This is a genomic window from Aneurinibacillus soli (assembly GCF_002355375.1).
Taxonomy (GTDB): domain Bacteria; phylum Bacillota; class Bacilli; order Aneurinibacillales; family Aneurinibacillaceae; genus Aneurinibacillus; species Aneurinibacillus soli.
This window is the reverse complement of record NZ_AP017312.1, coordinates 1653190-1675119: the sequence shown is the minus strand read 5'-3', so window position 1 is coordinate 1675119 and position 21930 is coordinate 1653190. Positions and strand designations below refer to the sequence as shown.

Here is a 21930-nt window from a genome sequence, read left to right as displayed (position 1 = left end):
TATCACCAGTTCTTCCTTCAAAAGTTCACATCACATTGTATCACAAAACTACGCTTCCTTCGCTGTATTTGTTCGCTGCAAGCGGGAGATGAAAAAACCATCGGTGTGGAAATGGTGCGGGAGCATCTGCATATATCCTTCGGTAAGCGTTGGATATTTATGACGCACCACCTCCGGCATATCATCAGCCAGCGTTCCATCCAACTCCCACTCCGGGTGGTCAGCCAGAAAGCGACGGAGTACGTGTTCGTTCTCTTCTGGTTCGACCGTACATGTGCTGTACACGATTTTGGTGTCAGGGCCTGCGAGTTCGGCCGCTGTCTGCAAAATCTCATACTGAATCCTACTGATCGCCTCTGCATCCCCCGGCTTCTTCTGCCATTTGATATCTGGCTTGCGGCGAATAACGCCAAGGCCAGTACACGGCGCATCCACGAGAATACGATCAAATGTCTGCCCGGCTAACAGCTTTGCCGCATCACGCGCATCGCCTGCTCGCCCTTTAATAATTGAGATGCCAAGACGGAATGCATTCGCTTCGATCAGCTTGATTTTATGGTCATGTATATCCAGGGCGGTAATCTCGCCCCTGTTCTTCATCAGTTCAGCTATATGTGTAGTCTTGCCACCCGGAGCGGCACACATATCAAGTACCTGCATACTAGATGCAGGTGCCACTGCACGGGCGACAAGCATCGAGCTTTCATCCTGCACCGTGCAGGACCCACTCGCATACGCCGGAAGTTCCGTAATGTTGCCGAGATCATGTGCCACTACGCCTTCCGGTGCTACTGCAGACGGCGTGAGCGCAGCATCCGGAGTCTGCCTTGCGATCTGCTCGATCAACTCATCCCGTGTCACGCGAATTGCGTTAGCTCGCAAACTAAGGGCAGGCGCTTCATTGTTGGCCGCACACATCGCTTCCGTCTCCGCTTCTCCATATTGTTCGATCCACGCACGCACCATCCACTCCGGGTGGGAATACGCAAGGGCAATCCGCTCCACCGGCGGCAGATTCGTGGGAATCTCAACTTTTTGTGGTTCACGCAGGCGACTGCGCAGCACACCGTTCACCATGCCCGCAATGCCAGCATGTCCAAAGCGCTTCGCGATCTCGACCGCTTCATGCACCACCGCGCGGTCAGGAATGCGGTCCAGATACGAAATCTGATAAAAGCTCACCCGCAGCAGATTTCGTGCCCATCCATCTAACTTACCGAGCGGCTTGGATACGAATTTACCAAGCATCCAATCAAGTGTATGGAGGCGGCCAAGCGTCCCGTATACCAGTTCAGTCGCAAGCGCCACATCACGCGGAGCAAGTGCCGCTTCCGCAAGCGCATATTTTAGTTCGAGATTGCTATACGCCTGTTTTTGTTCTACATCTGTCAGCACACGCACGGCCAGTTCGCGGGCACTGCGTGGAGCAGGAAGTTTACGCTTACTCATGAGTGTTCTCCGTTCCGAATGTCATCCCAGCTTCGACCACCGCGCTGCCGCGCACATAGTCAGACACTTTCATTGCTTTTTTTCCGGCGGGCTGTATTTCTATCAGGCGAAGCACACCGTCGCCTGTCTGCACGTCAATGCCGTCTGCTGATACGGACAGTACGGCGCCTGGCGTCTGCACAGCACTTTTTTCGGTTAGCACCTGGCTGTTCCACACTTTCATTACTTGATCGTTCAGTGTCGTATAAGCGACCGGCCACGGATTCAGTCCGCGTACCTGGTTGAACAGCGCACGTGCAGACTTTGCCCAGTCCAGCTTCTCGTCTTCACGCGTGATATTCCACGCAAATGTTACATTCGACTCATCTTGTGGCTCTGGTGTAATCTCCCCACCGAGTAGTTTTGGGATGGTGTCGAGCAATAAGTCCGAACCAGCTGCGCTTAGCTTGTCATGCATCGTACCGACGTTGTCTTCGTCTGTAATCGGCACTCGTACTTGTGATAACATATCACCTGCATCCAGCTTCTCGACCATGTACATAATCGTTACGCCTGTTTCTGGCTGACCGTCGATGATGGACTTATGAATGGGTGCTCCACCCCGATAATTCGGAAGCAGGGAAGCATGTACATTAATACAGCCATGTTTCGGGTAATCGAGTACCTCTTTCGGCAGAATTTGTCCAAACGCAGCGGTTACGATTAAGTCCGGCTCATATGCCAGAATGTCTGTGACACCGGATACTTTCAGTTTTTCCGGTTGCAATACAGGTAATCCAAGTTCGATGGCCGCTTCCTTAACGGGAGGGGCGGCAAGTTGCTTTTTACGGCCTTTCGGACGGTCTGGTTGTGTCACAACCGCTACCACTTCATATCCATTCTGCACAAGCTTCTGCAAGCATGGTACAGCAAAATCCGGTGTTCCCATAAATACAATTCGCACAGCTAATGTCGCTCCTTTTTGTATCCAAAATAAAAGAGGGAGAGGGAAATGTTTCGTTCCTCTCTTCCTCTCCTGTTCTCTCACTCTATTTATTCGCGCCCGGAGTATGTTTTCTCTGCCAGGTCGATGAACAAGACGCCATTCAGATGGTCAATCTCATGCTGAATCGCGCGTGCCAATAATTCTTCCCCTTCAATAATAAACTCATTGCCATCACGGTCAAGCGCTTTGGCCTTTACCCACTGGCCACGGCGCACATCGCCAAGCAGCCCAGGAATACTCAGGCAACCTTCTGGACCGAACTGTTCACCCTTCATCTCCAAAATTTCCGGGTTGATCATCTCAATGATACCGTCTCCGACATCAATGACGACGACACGCTTCGTAATGCCCACCTGTGGAGCGGCTAAACCTACGCCTTCTGCCTCGTACATTGTATCTGCCATATCATCAAGCAATTTATGAAGATTGGAATTAATTTTTTTGACTTCTTTGCATTTTTCCCGAAGAACCGGGTTTGGATGCTTTACAATCATGCGAATGCTCATTATTTCTTTCCTCCGTCACATCATCATCTGCGGATCAACATCGACCGTCAGCATAATGCCTGTTTTTTTCCGCTCGTCATCGAATGCCCGCACCAAACGATAAATGTCAGGCAACACGCGCGGATCGTTTTTATATTTTACCATGCATTGAAATCGATATCTATCTTTTATGCGGGCGATCGGAGAAGCGACCGGACCTAAAAGAAAGGCACCGGATGGGATAATCTGCCGAAGCTTACCTGCGAACTGCTCCGCTTTCTTGACAATCAGCGGTACATTCTCGTGCGTAAACGTAAATAAAATCAAGCGACAGTATGGCGGATAGTTTTTCTCATAGCGTTGCTTGATCTCTTCCACGAAAAACGTGCTGTAATCATGGCGGCTCGCCAACTGAATGCTATAGTGCTCCGTATTGTACGTCTGCAAAATCACTTCCCCTTGCTTCTCATGCCGTCCGGCTCGCCCGCCCACCTGTGTAATCAGCTGAAACGTTCGCTCTGCCGCCCGAAAATCAGGCAGATTAAGCGTACTATCCGCCGCTAGCACACCGACAAGCGTTACATTCGGGAAATCAAGCCCTTTGGCGATCATCTGTGTACCGAGCAGCACATCGCCTTTTCCTTCGCGAAAATCTTGCAGCAACTTCTCATGCGCACCTTTGCGCCCGGTCGTATCCACATCCATTCGAATAACCCGAATACCCGGAAAATGGCGAGATAATTCTTCTTCTACCTTTTGCGTCCCCGTGCCAAAAAAACGAATATGCTCGCTGCCGCATTCCGGACAAAGCGTAGGCTCACTCTCCGTATAGCCGCAGTAATGGCAACGCAGCGTCCGGTTGCTCCGGTGGTACGTAAGCGAGATGTCACAATGCGGGCAACCTGCCACATACCCGCACGAACGACACATCACGAACGTGGAAAAACCGCGTCGATTCAGAAACATCACCATCTGCTCTTGTTTTGCCAGTCTGTCCTCAATCGCCTCTACAAGCGATTTACTAAACATCGTTCGATTGCCTTCCCGTAGCTCCTCCCGCATATCGACAATATTGACCACAGGCATCGGTCGGTTATTCACTCGCTCGTCCATCGTAAACAGATGAATGCGTCCCCGCTGTGCTTCATGATATGACTCCATCGACGGAGTAGCGCTGCCGAATAATACGACTGCCTGGTGATACAACCCGCGATACTGCGCGATTGTCCGTGCATGATAACGCGGGGTTTCTTCCTGCTTATACGACCCTTCATGCTCTTCATCAAGAATGATCAATCCAAGATTGCGGAACGGGGCAAAAATCGCGGAGCGTGCTCCAATCGCTACTTTCACCTGGCCGCGCCGAATTTTGCGCCATTCATCATATCGCTCACCTTGCGACAGACGGCTGTGCATCACAGCTACTTGATCCCCGAATCGCCCCTTAAAGCGGTTTACCATCTGCGGTGTCAACGAAATCTCCGGGACAAGCAGAATCGCTTCGCGCCCTTGTTCAATGGTCCGCTCCATAATTTCGAGATATACTTCCGTCTTGCCGCTACCCGTAACCCCGTGAATCAAGCATGGGTAATATTGAGGCGGATTCATGCCTTCACTAATTCCATTAATGACGGTCTGCTGCTGCGTGGTGAACGGGTGCTTTTCAACAGGTGCAAATGTGCGTCCGGCGAATGGATCCCGGTAGTTCTCCACTTCTTCACGACGCAAAAATCCTTTGTCGATGAGTGCCTTCACCGTCTGATTGGATACGCGCAGTAGTGCTAGAAGCTGCGGCTGATCAATAGCTGCATAATGGTGAACAAAATGCGACAGCACCTCTTTCTGCCGGGCTGCTGACTTCGGCAACTCCACCTTAGCCATTTCAAGCTGCTCAAGCGATACGGCTGGCTCAATTACGGTCACCGTCTTTTTAGTCACGCGGTCGCCTACGATCTGCTCCACGATAATGCGACCCGCTTTCATCCCGTCTGTAAGCCAAGAAGCAGCCATCGGGAACTGCTTAATCAACGCATCCCACGCGATGGGCTGGCGGTTTTTTATATGCTGGTAAAATGCCTGCTCATCCATCAGCCCCGATTCAAACGCCATCCCGGCCGATGTAAGCGACACTTGCTTCTCGTAGCTAGAGCGAAGCACAGCTGGAATCATAGACTGAAGGGCTGCGTACTGCGTACACATATAACGTGCGCTCATTTTGCGGGCAAGCTCGACCATCTCTTCTGTCAATGGTGGCTCGATATCCATCACGTCAAGCACTGCTTTTACCCGGTCTACGTCTGTCTGCTCTGCAAGTTCAATGACGAATCCTTGCAGCTTGCGCGGACCGAATGGAACAGAAACGCGACTTCCTACCCGAACAAATGGCAGAAGAGCTGCGGGAACCGCATAGTCGAATGGGCGGTCCGTATCGACGACCGGCACATCGACAATCACGCGGGCATACATATTACGCCTCCTGCTTCCGGGCCGCTACTACCGCATCAAGAATACGGTCTGCAATGTCGGCTTTGCTCATCTGTGGGAGCTGCTGTGCCTCTCCGTCACGCGTATAGATCGTCACAATATTCGTATCTACGCCGAATCCGGCACCCGCCTCTGCCACATTATTGGCGACAATCATATCCGCCCGCTTGCGCTCCATTTTGCCGCGCGCATTTTCTTCGACATTTTCTGTTTCGGCAGCGAATCCAACGAGGAACTGATGCATCTTACGTGCGCCAAGCTCGGCTAGAATATCACGCGTCCGCTCAAGCTCCATAACCAGATCGCCCGATTTTTTCTTCATTTTATTTGTATGTACGACTTTCGGACGATAATCGGCTACGGCTGCTGATTTGACAACAATGTCCATCTCATCATAGCGGGCGATCACCGCCTGATACATCTCTTCTGCCGAGTCAATCTGTACGAATTCCACACCCGCTGGCGGATTCAGATTCGTTCGACCACTGACAAGCACAACGTCCGCCCCTCGCTTCACCGCCGCTTCCGCAATTGCGTAGCCCATCTTGCCGGATGAATGATTCGTAAAAAAGCGGACAGGATCAACGGATTCGCGTGTCGCACCTGCCGTTACGAGCAGTTTTTGACCCGCAAGATCGCAACGCGTCTCTGCCGCGAAGTACGCTTCAATCTCACTGAGAATATCGAAGGGCTCAGCCAGACGCCCTTTGCCAGTCCATCCACAGGCAAGATAGCCTTCCTCTGGCTCCACAAATCGATGGCCGTATTCCCCAAGGCGCGTAAGGTTGCTCTGCACCGCTGGATGGTTGTACATATTCACATTCATCGCCGGTGCAATCCACACCGGCGCTTTTGTTGCCAAATACGCGGTCGTCACAATATCATCGGCAATTCCGTTCGCCATTTTTCCGATCGTATTAGCCGTTGCTGGCGCAACCAGGAACAAGTCCGCCATATCCGCTACATGAATATGTGAAATCACATGCGGATTCGGCTCCTGAAACGTATCAGTCAGTACCGGATTATGCACAAGCGACTGAAACGTAATCGGTTGCACAAATCGTGTCGCAGACTCCGTCATCAGCACCCACACATTCGCTCCCTTCTGCGTCAGCTTGCTGCACAAATCCGCAATCTTATAAATCGCAATACCACCTGTCACACCAATTACAATCGTCTTTCCCTCCACTGCCGCGCCTCCTTCTCTATATTTATAACGTTTTTCATATTAGCCAAAAGCATATTTGAAAGTGGACCACCAAACTGCCGTGGGAAATGGGAAGAGAAAAAACAACGGAACGCCTTTGCGCACCTACCCAGCAGAAGAAGGCTGGCGGACGTGCCTTTGCCCGCAACCTACTCCTTTAGGTTCTGCTACGGAAGCGCTTTGCGGGCGAGTCCGCCAGACTTCTGGAGCGGCCAGTCATACTTCCTGCCGTGCGCAACGAAGTGACATGGTTTTTCTCTTCCCATCTCCCCCACAACAGTTGGTGCTTCCACCTTTCAAACAGACTTTCTCGCGCAAGTCATGAAAAAAGCGCCATCGTCCCCTTCCGGTTCGGATATGCGCCTTCTTGCGTGATTATTTCAGCCGTTCAAACCCAATCTTACCCGCATACATTTCTTCAAGTGCCGTACCTACATGCTTATAAGCAACCGGCTTATCAATCAAAAATCCGCTTACTTCGCGCATCTGACGGGCACGCTTTGACGCAATCGTTACAAGTGTATATTTGCTGTCCACGTTCTCGAGCAGCTTATCAATTGACGGATAAATCATGTTAAAAAACCTCCTCTATCCAGTTGCGATACTTCGCAATCTGGCGTTCCTTCTTACAATGTTCCGCTACCACAATCGCCTCGATGCGTTCGCATGCCTTGTCCACCTCGTCGTTGACAACAACGTAATTATAACGGTCCATCAACTCAATCTCAGCTTTGGCCATCGTCATGCGATTGTGGATGCTTTCTTCAGTCTCGGTTCCGCGACCTGTAATTCGCGAGCGAAGTTCCTTCAGATCTGGCGGTGCGAGGAAAACAAAAATCCCTTCCGGAAACTTCTCCTTCACCTGAAGCGCTCCCTGCACCTCAATCTCTAGAATCACATCGCGCCCACTTGCGAGTGTATCTTCTACAAACCCGCGTGGTGTACCATAGAAATTACCAACATATTCTGCCCATTCAAGCAGCTGGTCATTCTCGATCATGTGTTTGAATTGTTCCTTCGTTTTGAAGAAATAATTCACACCGTCCACTTCACCTGTACGTGGTGTACGCGTCGTCGCAGACACCGAGTATACCAGGTCTTTCATGTGCGGGCGCAGGGCGGCACATACAGTACCCTTACCTACACCGGACGGCCCTGACAACACAATCAATAACCCTCTGTCGTGCTTCATACAATCCCCCGTTTAGCTTATTCGTCTGAATCATCATCTTTACTTGTCAACCGATGTGCCACTGTCTCAGGCTGTACCGCTGATAAAATGACATGGTCACTGTCTGTGACAATAACGGCACGCGTGCGGCGGCCGTACGTCGCATCGATAAGCATGCTACGATCCCGCGCTTCCTGAATGATCCGCTTAATCGGAGCGGATTCGGGACTCACAATGGAAATGATGCGATTAGCGGATACGATATTGCCGAATCCGATATTAATCAGCTTAATGGCCATGCATATGCCTCCCTATTTTAGCGGGATATAGAGTTATCTTCTATTTTACTGCTTTACTCTATATTTTGCACCTGTTCTTTCACTTTTTCTAGCTCAGCTTTCAAAATCACCACTTTTTGGCTGATTTCGAGGTGATTCGCCTTCGCACCCATTGTATTAATTTCCCGGTGGCATTCCTGCACGAGAAAATCAAGCTTGCGGCCAATCGCATCCGGTTCATCCATAATCGAGCGGAACTGGGCAAAATGGCTGGCGAGCCGTGTGATTTCTTCGGCAATGTCAGCCCGTTCTGCAAACAGCGCCACTTCGTGAAGCAGGCGGCTCTCATCAATCTCGCCCCGCCCCTGTATGTATTCTTCGATCCGAGCAAAGATCCGTTCCCGGTATGTTCCTGCCACAGCCGGAGCCAACGCGGCCAACTCTGCTGTAATGTGCTCCATAGCAGCAATACGTGCCAGTACATCTTCACGCAGCGCGGCTCCCTCACGCCCCCGCATATCCATAAGTGCATCCACTGCTTCTTGCACTGCAGCAAGCAACGGCTCCCGATACGTTTCCACATCCGACCGCTCTTCCCCAACATGGACGACATCCGGGAGAAGCAGAAGGTCTTTCACCGTCAATTCACCAGCCGCCCCGAGCTGTGCTGCCATCTGCTCGGCCGCTTCCTTATATTGACGGGCAAGCTCCCAATTGATCTGCAGGGAAGACGGCGTTTCATCTGCCACCAGCGTGATGAATACATCGATTCGCCCGCGCTTAACCCGGGTAAGCACCGCTCGACGAACTGCGTCTTCAAGAGCTGTAACCTCGCGCGGCATACGAATCGCCACTTCACTAAAACGATGATTTACCGAGCGCATCTCCACCGTAACGCTATTTGCCTCTGTACGGGCTTCTCCTCGCCCATACCCAGTCATGCTGTATACCATACGTTTCTCCTCTCGCCATTCGTAGCCGAACCAGAATTTATCGAATGCCCCAATGTCCCGTAAATACTTCTTCCGCAGGGCCCGTCATATAGACGTGACCATCTACTTCGCTCCATTCAATATGAAGGTCTCCGCCTTTTAAGTGAACAAGTACAGTCCGATCAGTCCGACCAGTCAACGCACCCGCTACAACGGTCGCGCATGCCCCTGTGCCGCATGCATACGTCTGACCGCAGCCGCGCTCCCACACACGCATTGTCATTTCTTTGGGCGAAATGACAGAGGTAAATTCAATATTGGCTTTGTTCGGAAACATCTCATGCACTTCAAGCGGCGGACCCCATACGTCTACTTCAAAAGTAGCCGCATCATCCACAAAAATGACCGCATGTGGATTGCCCATCGACACGCCCGTAAAACAAAAATCGCGCCCATTCGCCTGAATGGGGTGCTCAACAATCGGCTCCCCATCTACCGCGAGCGGAATCGCCTGCCCACCAAGAATCGGTGCGCCCATGTCTACTTTCACCCGATGCGCCCGACCTTCTTTTGTTTCAATCCAGACACGTTGCAGGCCAGCCCCCGTCTCGACTGTCAGTTCCGTACGAGACACAAGACCGTGATCAAACGCATATTTCGCAACACAGCGCACCGCATTGCCGCACTGCTCTGCTTCTGAGCCATCTGCATTCATAATACGCATCCGCACATCTGCATGTTCAGACGGCAGAATAAAAACAAGCCCATCCGCTCCAACACCAAAATGGCGATCGCACATGCGCTTCGCCATCTCAGCTGCATCGGTCGGCAGCGTTTCAAAATGGGCAACGACGATAAAGTCATTGCCCAGTCCATTCATCTTCGTGAAATTCACGTTTATCTCACCCTTCTCTGTTTACCGGAACGGGCAAACATCAGCGAAAACACGCCGGTTGCAAACGTCGGAAGCCCGCCAAGCAGAAGAACAAGTCCCCATTCCGTACCATTGAGTGCCACCGTACTAAAGATCGGTTGCAGTACCGGAAGATAGATCACCGGAAGTACAAGCAGCACGGATGACAAAACCGCCAGCACCAGGTATTTGTTTTGCAGCGGATTGCGACTAAATATCGAGATCTCGCTTCGGCAGTCAAACACATGAATGAGCTGCGCCATGACAAGTGTAGCAAATCCTACTGTCTGGGCGCGGATCAGTTCATCTGGATGCGCAAGCAGCGTGATCCAGAACGCAGCCAGTGTGGACACACCGATCAATACGCCGCGTGAGACGATTTTCCACGCTAATCCACGAGCGAACACATTCTCGGTACGCGAACGCGGCGGACGCTTCATTGTCGCATCTTCCGGCTGGTCCACACCGAGCGCTAACGCAGGAAGCCCATCGGTTACCAGGTTGACCCACAAAATCTGCACCGGCACAAGGGGCAGCGGAAGTCCGGCGAGCATCGCAAAAAACATGACCATGATCTCGCCAACGTTTGATGCCAGCAAGTAGCGAATAAATTTGCGAATGTTATCGTAAATTGTCCGCCCTTCTTCAATGGCCGCTTCAATGGTTGCAAAGTTATCGTCGGCAAGCACGAGCGCAGCCGCTTCTTTCGTTACATCCGTTCCGGTTATCCCCATTGCAATGCCGATGTCTGCCGCCTTAATTGCCGGAGCGTCATTCACTCCGTCACCTGTCATCGCCACCACATGCCCCTTCTTCTGAAGCGCCTTGACGATTCTTAGCTTATGCTCCGGCGATACGCGTGCATACACGTACACATTGTCTACAATTGAATCGAACTCACTATCGGACATATTATATAAATCCTGTCCATTTACTGTCAACCCGCCCGACGGAAGGATGCCAAGCTGTCCAGCAATGGCTTCCGCTGTCGTCTGATGGTCGCCCGTAATCATGACTGTTTTGATTCCGGCCTGACGGCATTTCTGGATAGCGTCCCGCACCTCTTCCCGTGGCGGATCAATCATACCTGTCAATCCGACAAACACAAGTTGGCGTTCTGCTGACGTATCAGTGGCCGGTATCTCCTTGCCATGCACATCCCGATACGCCAGCGCCAACACACGGAGCGCCTGTTTAGCCAGTGCTTCATTCGCATATGAGATTTGACGACGTAACGCTGGCGTAAGCGCCACCGCCTGCCCTTTCCACAAAATATGCGTGCAGCGTGACAACAGGACATCCGGAGCGCCTTTCGTAATAACGACCCGCTTGCGGTACGCATCCTCGATCACAACCGACATCATTTTCCGTGTGGAATCAAACGGGAACTCCTTAATGCGTGTCCATGTTTGCGCAAGCGAATCCCGCGTAAGCCCGGCTTTGCCACCGACAACGAGCAGTGCTCCTTCTGTCGGATCTCCGTTCACTACCCACTCTTCTGTCGCACGACGGAGAATGCCTTTCTTCTCGGCTTTCTCCTGTGCAAGCCGAGCGTTATTGCACAAAACCCCGAACTGGAGGAGCTTATACAACGTCGGATTCGCCTGTGCCCGCATCGCCCGCTGTCCTGTGAAAAATTCACCCTGTGGCTCATACCCGGTACCGCTTATTTCTACTACACTGTCTTCCATCCAGATGTGTGTAACGGTCATTTTGTTCTGGGTCAAGGTTCCCGTTTTATCCGAGCAGATCACACTCGCACTGCCAAGTGTCTCAACCGACGGCAGCTTGCGCACAATCGCGCGACGCTTGATCATACGCTGTACCCCGAGTGCAAGTGCCACGGTCACAATTGCAGGCAATCCTTCCGGAATCGCTGCTACTGCCAGGCTCACACCCGCAAGAAACATATCATACGCATTCTGCCCGTGCAGAATGCCCGTCCCAACTACAACCGCTGTCAGAAGTAGCGCGACAATGATGAGCACTTTACCCAGCTGCTCAAGCTTCAGCTGAAGCGGCGTCTGCAGCGATTCAGTCGTCTGGATGAGATGAGCGATTTTTCCCATTTCAGTCATCATGCCCGTTGTGAGCACAACGGCATACCCGGTTCCAGCCGTCACCATCGTACCCATGAAGCCAATATTCTCCTGATCACCAAGCGGAAGAGCTTCATGTCGCAGGACAGCCGCCTGCTTCATGACCGGCACAGATTCTCCAGTCAAGGTTGACTCTTCTACATGCAGTCCATTCGCAGACAAGAAACGGACGTCGGCCGGAATACGGTCTCCGCTTTCCAGATAAATAATATCCCCCGGCACCAGCTCCCGCGCGGGGACGTGTGCAAGCTCCCCATCCCGAATGCAGTACGCCATCGGGGCTGTCAATTCTTTGAGCGCAGAAAGCGAACGTTCGGCACGGAACTCCTGGACAAATCCAAGAATCCCGTTAATCAATACAATGGAAATAATGGCGATGGCGTCTACGTATTCTCCCAGGAAGCCCGAAATTAATGTTGCTGCTAGCAGCACAAGAACCATAAAGTCTTTAAACTGCCCGAGAAACAATAGCAAAAGTGATGGCTTTTCCTTATCTGCCAGCTCATTTGCCCCAATGGTTTCAAGCCTCTCCTGTGCTTCTGTACCTGTCAGTCCCTGCCGGGTATCTGTTTTGAGAATTCCGGCCAATTCGTCATCTGTATAGCTGAACCAATAATGCTGTCCACTCATTCAAGTACCTCCTTTGCCCCGTCCGGTGTAGTATTCAAACCTACTATATTCTGACAAGCTCTAAAAAATGACAGGCTATCTATTCTTTCCTCTTGAGATTCGAAGGGAATAGCTCCGTGTCAGCTTTTTATAAGAGGTCCCCAACGTTTAGTGGTGGGAGTAGGAGAAGAGAGAAGCCGTTCGCTTCGGTACGCTTACAGGGAAGTGACAAAGCGTCTCCCGCCTCCGCTCCTTCACTACAGTTTGAGGAAATCCATACCATTGCAAACAAAAAAGGGGCTAGTCTCTATAGCTGGAGAGATAGCCCCTTAACTACTTCGTTATTCCGCTTCATTCTGCGCGTATTTTTCTCCCGCCTCTGTTATCGATGTCTCATCCAGAAACGTCTGAAGTACACGGTTTCCGCTTCCGCCCCGTTGCAGCACAACGCCAGACAGCAATCTCTCTTCCGCCAGATCTTCAATCGCCTGCCCGAATTCGACATCATCCACCCCGACTGTTGCACTATCAGGGATGCGCCCCTGCACAAAATGCTGTAAAATACGCTTTTTAAGCTGCCTGCTCATCAGAATCCCTCCTTGCTACAAGCATGAGCTAACATTCCACTTCCTATCCGGCACTTTTTCCAAATCGCGCCTTGCATGTTCGCGTCGCTCTTGGCACAATAAAGAGATGGCTAGTTTATATTTCAATAATGAGGTGATCATATGGCTTTTGACGGCATTGTCACGCGTGCGGTGACACACGAGCTGAACGAGAAGCTGGCTGGCTCCCGGATCGCAAAAATCCACCAGCCGACCGATACAGACATCGTGATGCAAATTCGCACGCGCAGCGGCAGCGTCCGCCTTCTGCTGTCGGCGAGCCTGAGTTTTCCCCGCCTTCAACTGACAACCGCAGCGTATCAGAATCCGCTTGAAGCGCCGATGTTCTGCATGCTGCTCCGCAAATATTGTGAAGGAGCCGTCATCGAGTCCATCCGACAGGTGGACATGGAACGGATTGTACATATTGATGTGCGCGGACGCGACGAATTAGGTGACGATCGCGCCAAACGTCTTGTGCTTGAAATTATGGGGCGGCATAGCAACTTGATTCTCATGGACCCAGAAACCGGGCTCATCCATGACGGGCTGCATCATGTCACGCCTTCCGTCAGCCGCTATCGGGTCGTCCTTCCGGGCCGACCATATCTGCCGCCACCGCCGCAGGATAAGCGCAACCCACTTGATACGTCTCGGCAGGAATTTCTCGCCCGTATGAAGTTTAATGAAGGAAAGCTGGACAAACAGCTTGTCGGTTCCTTTGCTGGCATGAGCCCGCTTGTCGCAACGGAAATCCTGCATCGCGCGGGTCTACCGACAGAAGATGCGCTCTGGAATGCGTTCCGCTCTGTCATGGATGATGTAGACGCTCATCTGTACACGCCAACCATTGTACGGACAGCAACAAAAGAATATTTCTCGGCCATCCCGCTCACCCACCTGCAAGGTGTGGCAGAAGCCTTTGATTCCATGAGCGCCTGCCTCGAAGCTTTCTATCAAGGCAAAGCGGAGCGCGATACGGTCAAGCAGCGCATGCACGATTTGCTACGACTCGTAAGCAATGAGCGCGATAAAAATGCCAAAAAGATCGAAAAGCTGAAAGAAACGAAGCGTCAGGCCGAAGATGCCCATGTGTATCAACGGTACGGCGAGCTGATTACCGCCAACATTTATCAGATGGAGCGCGGGCAGATAGACGTGACGGTGCTGAATTACTATGAGGATGATTCACCGGAACTAACGATTCCACTTGACCCAAGGCTGACACCTTCCGAGAACGCCCAGGCGTATTTCAAAAAATATACGAAGGCCAAAAACAGTCTCGCTGTGCTAGATGAACAGATCGCAGGTGCGGAAGAGGAAGTCCGATATCTTGATATGATCATCCAGCAGGTCGAAAGTGCCGGTCTGTCTGACATTGAAGAAATTCGTGAAGAGTTGACCGAAGAAGGCTATCTCCGTGCCCGCACCGGACGAAATCGGAAGCCAAAAACGAAAAATCCGGTACTCGAACGGTATACGTCAAGTGAAGGCATTGAGATGTATCTTGGCAAAAACAACAAACAGAACGAGTATTTGACGAACCGACTCGCAGCACCGACAGATACATGGCTGCATACGAAAGATATTCCAGGTTCTCATGTCGTCATTCGCAGCACGGAGTTCGGAGATGCCACGCTTGCGGAAGCGGCAATGCTTGCGGCGTATCACAGCAAGGCGCGGCAATCAAGCCAGGTGCCCGTTGACTATACACTTGTACGCCACGTCAAAAAACCAAAAGGGGCAAAGCCTGGCTTTGTCATTTACGAACAACAAAAAACGCTGTTCATTACACCGGATGATGCTGTGTTGCGCGATCTGGCCCGAACGAAAACTACAACGTCTTGAGGAATAAACGATGTCAAAAAACTCATTTTTGAAAGGAACGCTCATTCTGACTGTAGCGGCTATTGTATCGCGTGTGCTCGGTGTCGGGCAGCGCGTACCATTGCAGCACATTATGGGCAACGACGGGATGACGCTGTACACGATCTCCTATAACGTCTACAGCATGCTCCTGATCATCGCAACACTTGGCGTACCAAGCGCACTAAGCAAGCAGATTTCGGAATATACGGCGGTCGGCCAGTATCATGAAGCACACCAGACATACAAGGCGGCGCGGAATTTTGCGCTCGTTACAGGTGTCGTGATGTTTCTATTTATGATCATAATCGCACCGTACTATGCGGAATATGCCTTAGCGCCACAAGCAGAGCTGGCAATCAAAGCAATTGCTCCAGCCATGCTTCTCTTCCCGCTCATTGCGATTATGCGCGGATACTTCCAGGGTCAGCAATTCATGCAGCCGACCGGGCTTTCCCAGGTCATGGAGCAAATCCTCCGCGTGGCAACGGCGGTCGCACTGCCGCTTATTCTGCTGCATTATGGATACAACAAAGATGTAGCCGTAGCAGGCGCTTCATTCGGTGCCGTGATGGGAAGTGTCGCGGCAGTGGCGGTCATGATGTATTTCTATAAAAAACACCGACCGGCTCAGAGGAAGCGAGTGTCTGAACAAAAAAACTATACAAAACTCACATATCGCCAAATTTATGGCAAGATGCTGCGTCTGTCCCTGCCTATCACGATTTCTGCGATGGCCGTACCGCTTTTGTACTTTATCGATTCATCGACATCTCTGCGGCTTCTGACTCCGCAGAACGAACGCATATCGGTGACGTTAAAACATACGGAAGCGACAATCGGTGGCAAAGAGATTACGCTACCCGTCGCGCCGTATTTGTACAAGAACAATACGACGATGATTCCGCTCGAAGAAGCGAGCGTCGCGATGGGAGCCGATCTTGTCTGGGATAAAAACCACCAGCGGGCCTTTTATGAACGTGGTCCGGTCAAAGCAACTCTTGTCATGAACCAGCCTGTTGTGCTAAATGGAAAAACGTTCGGCGGTCCACTCCAAATCGCTGCCGGTACGGATGTGCCGTGCGTACCGCTCCGTTTCTTTACGGAACAGCTGCATGCGTACAATGAAGCGGTAGATACAGTGGGGATTCTCGGCGGAAGCGCCCAGTCACTCGCTGGTCTGCCGATCATTCTCGCGATTGCGCTCAGTTCGTCCATCATTCCGGTCGTATCGGCCGCGTATTCGCGGCGCGACCATGCGGAAGTGCAGCGCATGAGCTCGATGGCGCTGCGGATTGCGCTCATTACGGGTGTTCCGGCAGCACTGTATTTGACAGTGGCGGCGTATCCGATTAATGGGCTGCTGTTTAAAAATACGGATGCTACGTACTTGAAAGCGGCGTTTATTATCGGAGCGTTATGTATCGGTACGATTTTCCAAGTTATGATGATGACATCATCCGGCATTCTGCAAGGGCTTGGCCGTACGGATTTACCGATGCGCCATGTTATTATCGGCGTGCTTGTCAAACTGGCGGGCAACTATGTATTTGCTCCGCTGTTCGGTATTTACGGCATTATCCTGGCAACATCACTCTGCTTTATTGCGGTTATGTCGCTCAATATTCGGGCGATTAATCAGTATACAAAGCTAGCCATTCTCGGTGAACGCTGGCGCGGTTTTCTGCTATCCTCGCTTCTTTTGTCCGCTATTGGACTTGGCATCATCTGGCTTGGGTTTACGGTTCAACCACATCTGCTGATTCCAGAGCGCCTGTTCTTCGGACTCGAAGCGGCGATGATCGGCGCATGTGCGCTGACCGCCTATGCGCTAGCCTTATTCTGGCTTGGCGGCATTGATGTACAGGATATTCGCTATTTCCCGAATGTGGCACAGAAAGCGTATCGCATGCTGTCCCGCTATCGGATTGTACCCGCGTATGTGGAGGAGCAGAAGAGTCATATGAATTAGCATCGTGTTTGACGGATTAGATCTGCCCAATGTATGGTGGAGGAGCGGAGAAGGAATGTACCTGTCACTTCGGTACGCTTGCAACGAAGCAACGCAAGGCCGCTTCAGGAACCTCGCACACTCTGTCCCCAAAAGGACAGGACGTTTTTTCGCAGAAGGGTTGGGGACAAAAGGCTCGTGTGCGCGAACCCTTCCGCTGGGTAGTCGCGTACAGGCGTTCATGGCCCCTTCCTTCTCCACTCCTGACTATGTTGGGTAATGCTCAAACCATCAAGCATATGCTATCGATGAAATTACTAACTAAAAAACAAGAAAAAAGCGCGTGGGTATCCATGCGCTTTTTTCTTGTTTTTACTCATAATTACGTGCTATTAAATTGCCTGTTAATCGAATGTTGCTATCACTTAATTTAATTCATATAAAGCTTGCGGTTCAATTTTTAAATACTCCGCGCCCTCTTGTCTTGAAAGCAGTAGCTTTTCATGGCGAATGATTTCATATACATATCCAATACTTTTTTCTTTACTCCCGAAACACCAAGTCCAGATCAATCGTCATATCTTCAAAAATGCCGACTTCTACCTTATCCTCTTTCCCATACACCCCAGATAACACATACTGTTCATTGAGCAAGCGATACACTTCAATCGTTTCATTTTGTGGCTCTACAATCCAGTATTCTTGTACGCCCGCCCGTTCATACAGCTTGTATTTCAACCATCTATCCCGTTTGCCTGTAGAAGGAGAAAGAATCTCAACAATCAGGTTTGGCGCTCCCTTGCATCCTTTATCGTCTAATTTGTTTTTATCGCATACAACTGTAATATCAGGCTGCACGACATTGATTTCCTTGTCATCCGTTTCATTTTCAACACCCAAACGAACATCAAAAGGTGCCGCATATACCTGGCACGATTTGTCCCGCAAGTAACTCCAAAACTCTCCAAACAATCCACCTGAAACTTGTTGATGCTTTCGCGAAGGTGCAGGACTCATCGCGTATGGCACCCCGTCAATCAGCTCAAAACGTTCATCATCCGACCATCCGAGATAATCCTGATATGTGTATGTCCGCTTCAAGTCACGTTCCGGTACACTCATGCCATTCACCTCTACTGGATATTTTTCTTATTGTAGCACAAAAACGGGCGGGATCTGCTAACGACAAGCGTGGTGAAGGAACGGGAGAAGAGGAACTATGAGTTTCTGCTTTTACATATGTAATCGCAATAATCAAAGTTTGTTTGACAGATAAGCAGCAAAGTAAGTCTGCCAGTCTCCTGAAGCGGACAGCCCCCGCTTCCCTGTCACGCATAAAACCGCGACGCACTTCTCTCTTCTTCGCTCTCCGCCTCCATACTTTGCTGACCTCTATTCCATCAAACAAACTTTCGATAATAAGGAAGAAAAATTACAAAAAGCCAATGACATCCTGCACAGGACATCATTGGCTTTTTGTATTTACATATATAACGACAATGATCGAAGTTTATTTGATGTGTAAGCAGCAAAGTACGCCGGAAGCGAAGAAGAGAGAAAGTAAGGAGCTTTTTTATGCGCTTCCCCAGCGGAAGGAGGCTGGCAGAGGGGCCTTTGCCCGCAACCTGCTCCTTCAGCAATTCTTCGGAAGCGCTTTGCGGGCGAGTCTGCCTGACTCCTGGAGCGGACAACCCCCGCTTCCCTGCCACGCATAAAACCGCGACGAACTTCTCTCTTCTTCGCTCTCCGCCTCCATACTTTGCTGACCTCTATCCCATCAAACAAACTTCCGATGATGCATTACCCTTGCCATTCAGCCGGGTTCTGTCTCCAGGAAGCAAGTGCATCGAGCTGGTCCGCCCGAATCGTTCCTTTTTCCTGCGCCACTTCCAGCAGAGCTGTATAGTTGCTCAGTGTATCAAAAGCGAATCCCGCTTCCGCAAACGCCGCTTCCGCTTTCGGGAACTGATACGAGAAGATGGCAAGCACAGCTAGCACTTCTCCACCCGCTTCTTTAATCGCTTGCGCCGCTTCAATCGAGCTGCCGCCTGTCGAAATCAAATCTTCAATCACGATCACTTTTGCGCCTGCATCGAGCTTGCCTTCGATCTGGTTGCCTTTGCCGTGTCCTTTTGGCTTCGAGCGCACATACGTCATCGGAAGTCCAAGTTCTTCCGACACCCATGCCGCATGCGGGATGCCCGCTGTCGCCGTTCCCGCGATCACCTGCGCATCTGGATACTGCTCACGAATTTTTTGCGCGAAGCTTTTGTAGATCAGACGGCGCACGTCCGGGAATGACATCGTCATCCGGTTGTCGCAGTAGATCGGGCTTTTGATGCCAGATGTCCATGTGAATGGCTCGTCCGGGCGGAGAGATACCGCATCAATGTCAAGCAGTTTGCCTGCGATTTGTTTTGCCAGTTCAGTTTGTCCCATTAGTTCGCACTCCCCTTCACTTCTTCCAGAATCGTATGCAGCGCCTGCTTTGGATCAGCTGCCTGTGTAATCGCACGTCCGATTACAATGTAATCCGAGCCTAATTTAAATGCATCCGACGGCGTTGTAATGCGATGCTGATCGCCAGCATCGGTTCCTTTCGGGCGAATGCCTGGTGTTACCGTTAAAAACGCCGAGCCGCACGCTTCTTTAATAAGCGGCACTTCTTTCGGAGAAGCAACGACGCCATCAAGACCGGCTTGTTTCGCTAGCTTTGCATACTGCACCACACAGTCTTCTACTGAGCCAGCAATGCCAAGTTCATCATTCATCATCGCCTCTGTTGTACTCGTCAGCTGCGTAACCGCAATGAGCAGCGGGCGCTTCTGTCCAGACGGCGTGCCTTTTTCCAGTCCTTCTCGCGCAGCCTCCATCATTTTCAGGCCCCCGGCTGCGTGAACGTTCACCATATCCACGCCAAGCGAGGCGAGACTTTGCATGGCACCACGCGCTGTATTCGGAATGTCATGCACCTTGAGATCGAGGAACACCGAATAGCCTTTGTCTTTCATCTGCCGAATATAGTCCGGGCCAGCTGCGTAATACAGCTGCATGCCGATTTTTACATAGACGCCTGTTCCTTCGAGCAGACGGACACAATGATCCGCCTCCTGTGCACTCGGATAGTCGAGCGCGACCATAATCCGTTCATTCATGTTCATCACTTCCACGCCGCTCCTGTCAGTTCCGTAATGGAGTCTACCCCGTAATCCGCAAGCTTTGCTTCGAGTTCATCAATGATCGTCGGGCACGCATATGGATCTACGAAGTTCGCGGTTCCGACTGCTACCGCTGATGCACCTGCCATGAAGAACTCAATCACATCATCAGCAGACTGAATACCACCCATCCCGATGATCGGGATGTTTACTTGCTGGCTCACATCGTGAATCATCCGAATCGCTACGGGCTTAATCGCAGGACCGGACAAACCGCCTGTACGGTTCGCAATAATCGGACGGCGCGTTTTCAAGTCGATACGCATGCCAAGCAGCGTGTTAATCATACTCAACCCGTCCGCCCCAGCTGCTTCCACCGCTTTCGCAATGGCCACCACGTCCGTTACGTTCGGGGATAGTTTAACGAATACCGGAATGGAACTTACTTTTTTAATCTCTTCGGTCAGCTGCGCCGCAATCACAGGGTCTGTTCCGAATGTAATCCCGCCACATTTAACATTTGGGCACGAAATGTTTAGTTCGATAGCGGCTACGTTCGGCGCCTGGCAGACGCGCTCTGCTACCTGTACATAATCATCTGTCGTTGTACCGGCTACATTGACAATAACCGGCAGCTCCCCGAACTGTTGCAGCCAGGGAAGTTCATAGTCCATTACATCGGCAAGACCTGGATTTTGCAGGCCAATCGCATTGAGCATCCCACCCGGTGTCTCTGCGACACGTGGCGTTGGATTGCCCTCGCGTTCTTCTACAGTCGTCGCTTTAACTGCCACAGCTCCCAGTTTGTTCAGGTCATAAAACTGTGCGTACTCTCGGCCGAAGCCAAAGCAGCCAGATGCCGGCATAATCGGATTTTTCATCTCGATGCCTGCAATGTTGACTGCAAGACGATTTTTCATCGCTGCCATTATACGCGCACCTCCCCGAATGCAAAGACTGGACCGTCCGAACAAATCTTCTTGTATTTCTTTTTGCCTTCTTGTGGCTCCTGTACCGAACAAACGCAGGCAAGACAGGCACCTACGCCACAGCCCATGCGCTCCTCAAGTGAGATATAGCCTTCTTTATTAAGCTTCTGATATGTATCTTGCAGCGCACGCAACATCGGCAGCGGACCGCAAGAATACAGCACATCCCAGTCAGCTGGCGCAAGACCGTTTGCCTCTGTCAGCACGTCTGTAACGAGACCTTTTGTGCCTGCGCTTCCGTCCATCGTGACCACATGCCCCGTGCCGAGCTCAGCCAACTCCTCTGTCAGGAACACTTGAGACGCTGTTCCGAAACCAATCACGAATGTAACTTTTACCCCACGGGCACGCAGCTGCTTGCCCAGGTAATACAACGGCGGAACACCGATCCCACCACCGATGAGCAAAGCATGCTCACCATCTGTGCGAGTATCCACCGGGAATCCCTCGCCAAGCGGGGCCAGAATATCCAGTGACTGACCTGGTACTGACTCACTTAATACACGGGTTCCGTGTCCATCCGCACGAAAAATCATCGTAAGTATCTGCTTATCCGCATCTACATCGCAAATGCTGATCGGACGGCGCAGCAGCGGGTCAATTCCCGTACCGCATTTGATATGGACGAACTGGCCGGGACGAGTCATTCGTCCCACCAGTTCCCCCTGTACTTGCAGGCGGTAGATGCGCTCTGCGATTTGTTCATTTGCTATAACAGTGACAAGTCCCTTATCCAAGCGCGTACGCCC

General features: G+C 51.3%; 21 protein-coding genes. 3 read left to right on the top strand and 18 right to left on the bottom strand.

Annotated features, from left to right (window positions below):
• Window positions 1-48: 48 nt before the first annotated feature.
• From rsmB to CB4_RS08440, 13 genes are all read right to left on the bottom strand, one after another.
• Complete coding sequence (gene rsmB, locus CB4_RS08495) at window positions 49-1449, bottom strand: 16S rRNA (cytosine(967)-C(5))-methyltransferase RsmB (RefSeq protein ID WP_096464956.1); 1401 nt, start codon at window positions 1447-1449, stop codon at window positions 49-51.
• On the bottom strand, window positions 1442-2377 hold the full coding sequence (fmt, locus tag CB4_RS08490; protein WP_096467687.1) for a methionyl-tRNA formyltransferase: 936 nt from the start codon (window positions 2375-2377) through the stop codon (window positions 1442-1444). The genes rsmB and fmt overlap by 8 nt, the downstream gene beginning before the upstream one ends.
• 104 nt (window positions 2378-2481) lie before the next feature.
• A complete protein-coding gene (def, locus tag CB4_RS08485) occupies window positions 2482-2940 on the bottom strand; it encodes a peptide deformylase (RefSeq protein ID WP_096464954.1) in 459 nt (152 codons plus the stop codon).
• Window positions 2941-2955: 15 nt separating this feature from the next.
• Entirely contained in the window at window positions 2956-5385 is a 2430-nt protein-coding gene (gene priA / locus CB4_RS08480) for a primosomal protein N' (protein WP_096464952.1), read from the bottom strand.
• A gap of 1 nt (window position 5386) precedes the next feature.
• A complete protein-coding gene (gene coaBC / locus CB4_RS08475; RefSeq protein ID WP_096464950.1) occupies window positions 5387-6592 on the bottom strand; it encodes a bifunctional phosphopantothenoylcysteine decarboxylase/phosphopantothenate--cysteine ligase CoaBC in 1206 nt (401 codons plus the stop codon).
• Between the two features lie 185 nt (window positions 6593-6777).
• Complete coding sequence (locus tag CB4_RS21840) at window positions 6778-6903, bottom strand: hypothetical protein (RefSeq protein ID WP_258365609.1); 126 nt, start codon at window positions 6901-6903, stop codon at window positions 6778-6780.
• An 82-nt stretch (window positions 6904-6985) separates the two neighbouring features.
• Complete coding sequence (gene rpoZ, locus CB4_RS08470) at window positions 6986-7183, bottom strand: DNA-directed RNA polymerase subunit omega (protein ID WP_096464948.1); 198 nt, start codon at window positions 7181-7183, stop codon at window positions 6986-6988.
• Window position 7184: 1 nt separating this feature from the next.
• Window positions 7185-7802: a guanylate kinase gene (gene gmk, locus CB4_RS08465; protein WP_096464946.1), complete on the bottom strand. Its 618-nt coding sequence runs from the start codon at window positions 7800-7802 to the stop codon at window positions 7185-7187.
• 17 nt (window positions 7803-7819) lie between these two features.
• On the bottom strand, window positions 7820-8080 hold the full coding sequence (gene remA / locus CB4_RS08460; RefSeq protein ID WP_096464944.1) for an extracellular matrix/biofilm regulator RemA: 261 nt from the start codon (window positions 8078-8080) through the stop codon (window positions 7820-7822).
• A 53-nt stretch (window positions 8081-8133) separates the two neighbouring features.
• Window positions 8134-9012 carry a YicC/YloC family endoribonuclease gene (locus tag CB4_RS08455; protein WP_096464942.1) on the bottom strand — a complete coding sequence of 293 codons (879 nt, stop codon included), beginning with the start codon at window positions 9010-9012 and terminating at the stop codon, window positions 8134-8136.
• Window positions 9013-9049: 37 nt separating this feature from the next.
• Window positions 9050-9886, bottom strand: coding sequence for a diaminopimelate epimerase (dapF, locus tag CB4_RS08450; protein WP_096464940.1), 837 nt, complete (start codon window positions 9884-9886; stop codon window positions 9050-9052).
• A gap of 2 nt (window positions 9887-9888) precedes the next feature.
• Window positions 9889-12633 carry a cation-translocating P-type ATPase gene (locus tag CB4_RS08445; RefSeq protein ID WP_096464938.1) on the bottom strand — a complete coding sequence of 915 codons (2745 nt, stop codon included), beginning with the start codon at window positions 12631-12633 and terminating at the stop codon, window positions 9889-9891.
• A 320-nt stretch (window positions 12634-12953) separates the two neighbouring features.
• On the bottom strand, window positions 12954-13199 hold the full coding sequence (locus tag CB4_RS08440) for a hypothetical protein (RefSeq protein ID WP_096464936.1): 246 nt from the start codon (window positions 13197-13199) through the stop codon (window positions 12954-12956).
• Window positions 13200-13340: 141 nt separating this feature from the next.
• Between CB4_RS08440 and CB4_RS08435 the strand changes: the two genes are divergently transcribed.
• On the top strand, window positions 13341-15065 hold the full coding sequence (locus CB4_RS08435; protein ID WP_096464934.1) for an Rqc2 family fibronectin-binding protein: 1725 nt from the start codon (window positions 13341-13343) through the stop codon (window positions 15063-15065).
• Between the two features lie 10 nt (window positions 15066-15075).
• Window positions 15076-17055 (top strand): oligosaccharide flippase family protein, encoded by a 1980-nt coding sequence (locus CB4_RS08430; protein ID WP_096464932.1) that lies wholly within the window; start codon window positions 15076-15078, stop codon window positions 17053-17055.
• Between the two features lie 522 nt (window positions 17056-17577).
• Here the strand turns inward: CB4_RS08430 and CB4_RS08425 are convergent.
• The gene (locus CB4_RS08425; RefSeq protein ID WP_096464930.1) at window positions 17578-18156 is read right to left on the bottom strand and encodes a Uma2 family endonuclease; all 579 of its coding nucleotides are present in this window, start codon (window positions 18154-18156) and stop codon (window positions 17578-17580) included.
• Between the two features lie 143 nt (window positions 18157-18299).
• Between CB4_RS08425 and CB4_RS21495 the strand changes: the two genes are divergently transcribed.
• Window positions 18300-18749, top strand: coding sequence for a hypothetical protein (locus tag CB4_RS21495; RefSeq protein WP_231956196.1), 450 nt, complete (start codon window positions 18300-18302; stop codon window positions 18747-18749).
• 85 nt (window positions 18750-18834) lie between these two features.
• Here the strand turns inward: CB4_RS21495 and pyrE are convergent, their stop codons facing one another.
• The 4 genes from pyrE to CB4_RS08400 are packed head-to-tail and all read right to left on the bottom strand — an operon-like array spanning window position 18835 to window position 21918.
• On the bottom strand, window positions 18835-19473 hold the full coding sequence (gene pyrE / locus CB4_RS08415) for an orotate phosphoribosyltransferase (protein ID WP_096464926.1): 639 nt from the start codon (window positions 19471-19473) through the stop codon (window positions 18835-18837).
• Window positions 19473-20195: an orotidine-5'-phosphate decarboxylase gene (gene pyrF / locus CB4_RS08410; protein ID WP_096464924.1), complete on the bottom strand. Its 723-nt coding sequence runs from the start codon at window positions 20193-20195 to the stop codon at window positions 19473-19475. Before pyrF ends, pyrE begins: the two co-directional genes overlap by 1 nt.
• Window positions 20195-21112, bottom strand: a complete 918-nt coding sequence (locus CB4_RS08405) for a dihydroorotate dehydrogenase (protein WP_096467686.1) — start codon at window positions 21110-21112, stop codon at window positions 20195-20197. The genes pyrF and CB4_RS08405 overlap by 1 nt, the downstream gene beginning before the upstream one ends.
• 8 nt (window positions 21113-21120) lie before the next feature.
• Window positions 21121-21918 (bottom strand): dihydroorotate dehydrogenase electron transfer subunit, encoded by a 798-nt coding sequence (locus tag CB4_RS08400; protein ID WP_096464922.1) that lies wholly within the window; start codon window positions 21916-21918, stop codon window positions 21121-21123.
• Window positions 21919-21930: the final 12 nt, after the last annotated feature.

What these genes read in the sequence shown, in the direction of transcription:
- pyrF (WP_096464924.1), bottom strand. Translation starts at nt 20,195, where the DNA reads ATGAACATGAATGAACGGATTATGGTCGCGCTCGACTATCCGAGTGCA.
- CB4_RS08405 (WP_096467686.1), bottom strand. Translation starts at nt 21,112, where the DNA reads ATGAAAAATCGTCTTGCAGTCAACATTGCAGGCATCGAGATGAAAAAT.
- priA (WP_096464952.1), bottom strand. Translation starts at nt 5,385, where the DNA reads ATGTATGCCCGCGTGATTGTCGATGTGCCGGTCGTCGATACGGACCGC.
- CB4_RS08455 (WP_096464942.1), bottom strand. Translation starts at nt 9,012, where the DNA reads ATGGTATACAGCATGACTGGGTATGGGCGAGGAGAAGCCCGTACAGAG.
- CB4_RS08425 (WP_096464930.1), bottom strand. Translation starts at nt 18,156, where the DNA reads ATGAGTGTACCGGAACGTGACTTGAAGCGGACATACACATATCAGGAT.
- CB4_RS08445 (WP_096464938.1), bottom strand. Translation starts at nt 12,633, where the DNA reads ATGAGTGGACAGCATTATTGGTTCAGCTATACAGATGACGAATTGGCC.
- CB4_RS08440 (WP_096464936.1), bottom strand. Translation starts at nt 13,199, where the DNA reads ATGAGCAGGCAGCTTAAAAAGCGTATTTTACAGCATTTTGTGCAGGGG.
- gmk (WP_096464946.1), bottom strand. Translation starts at nt 7,802, where the DNA reads ATGAAGCACGACAGAGGGTTATTGATTGTGTTGTCAGGGCCGTCCGGT.
- remA (WP_096464944.1), bottom strand. Translation starts at nt 8,080, where the DNA reads ATGGCCATTAAGCTGATTAATATCGGATTCGGCAATATCGTATCCGCT.
- fmt (WP_096467687.1), bottom strand. Translation starts at nt 2,377, where the DNA reads ATGGGAACACCGGATTTTGCTGTACCATGCTTGCAGAAGCTTGTGCAG.
- def (WP_096464954.1), bottom strand. Translation starts at nt 2,940, where the DNA reads ATGAGCATTCGCATGATTGTAAAGCATCCAAACCCGGTTCTTCGGGAA.
- CB4_RS08435 (WP_096464934.1), top strand. Translation starts at nt 13,341, where the DNA reads ATGGCTTTTGACGGCATTGTCACGCGTGCGGTGACACACGAGCTGAAC.
- rsmB (WP_096464956.1), bottom strand. Translation starts at nt 1,449, where the DNA reads ATGAGTAAGCGTAAACTTCCTGCTCCACGCAGTGCCCGCGAACTGGCC.
- pyrE (WP_096464926.1), bottom strand. Translation starts at nt 19,473, where the DNA reads ATGGGACAAACTGAACTGGCAAAACAAATCGCAGGCAAACTGCTTGAC.
- CB4_RS08430 (WP_096464932.1), top strand. Translation starts at nt 15,076, where the DNA reads ATGTCAAAAAACTCATTTTTGAAAGGAACGCTCATTCTGACTGTAGCG.
- rpoZ (WP_096464948.1), bottom strand. Translation starts at nt 7,183, where the DNA reads ATGATTTATCCGTCAATTGATAAGCTGCTCGAGAACGTGGACAGCAAA.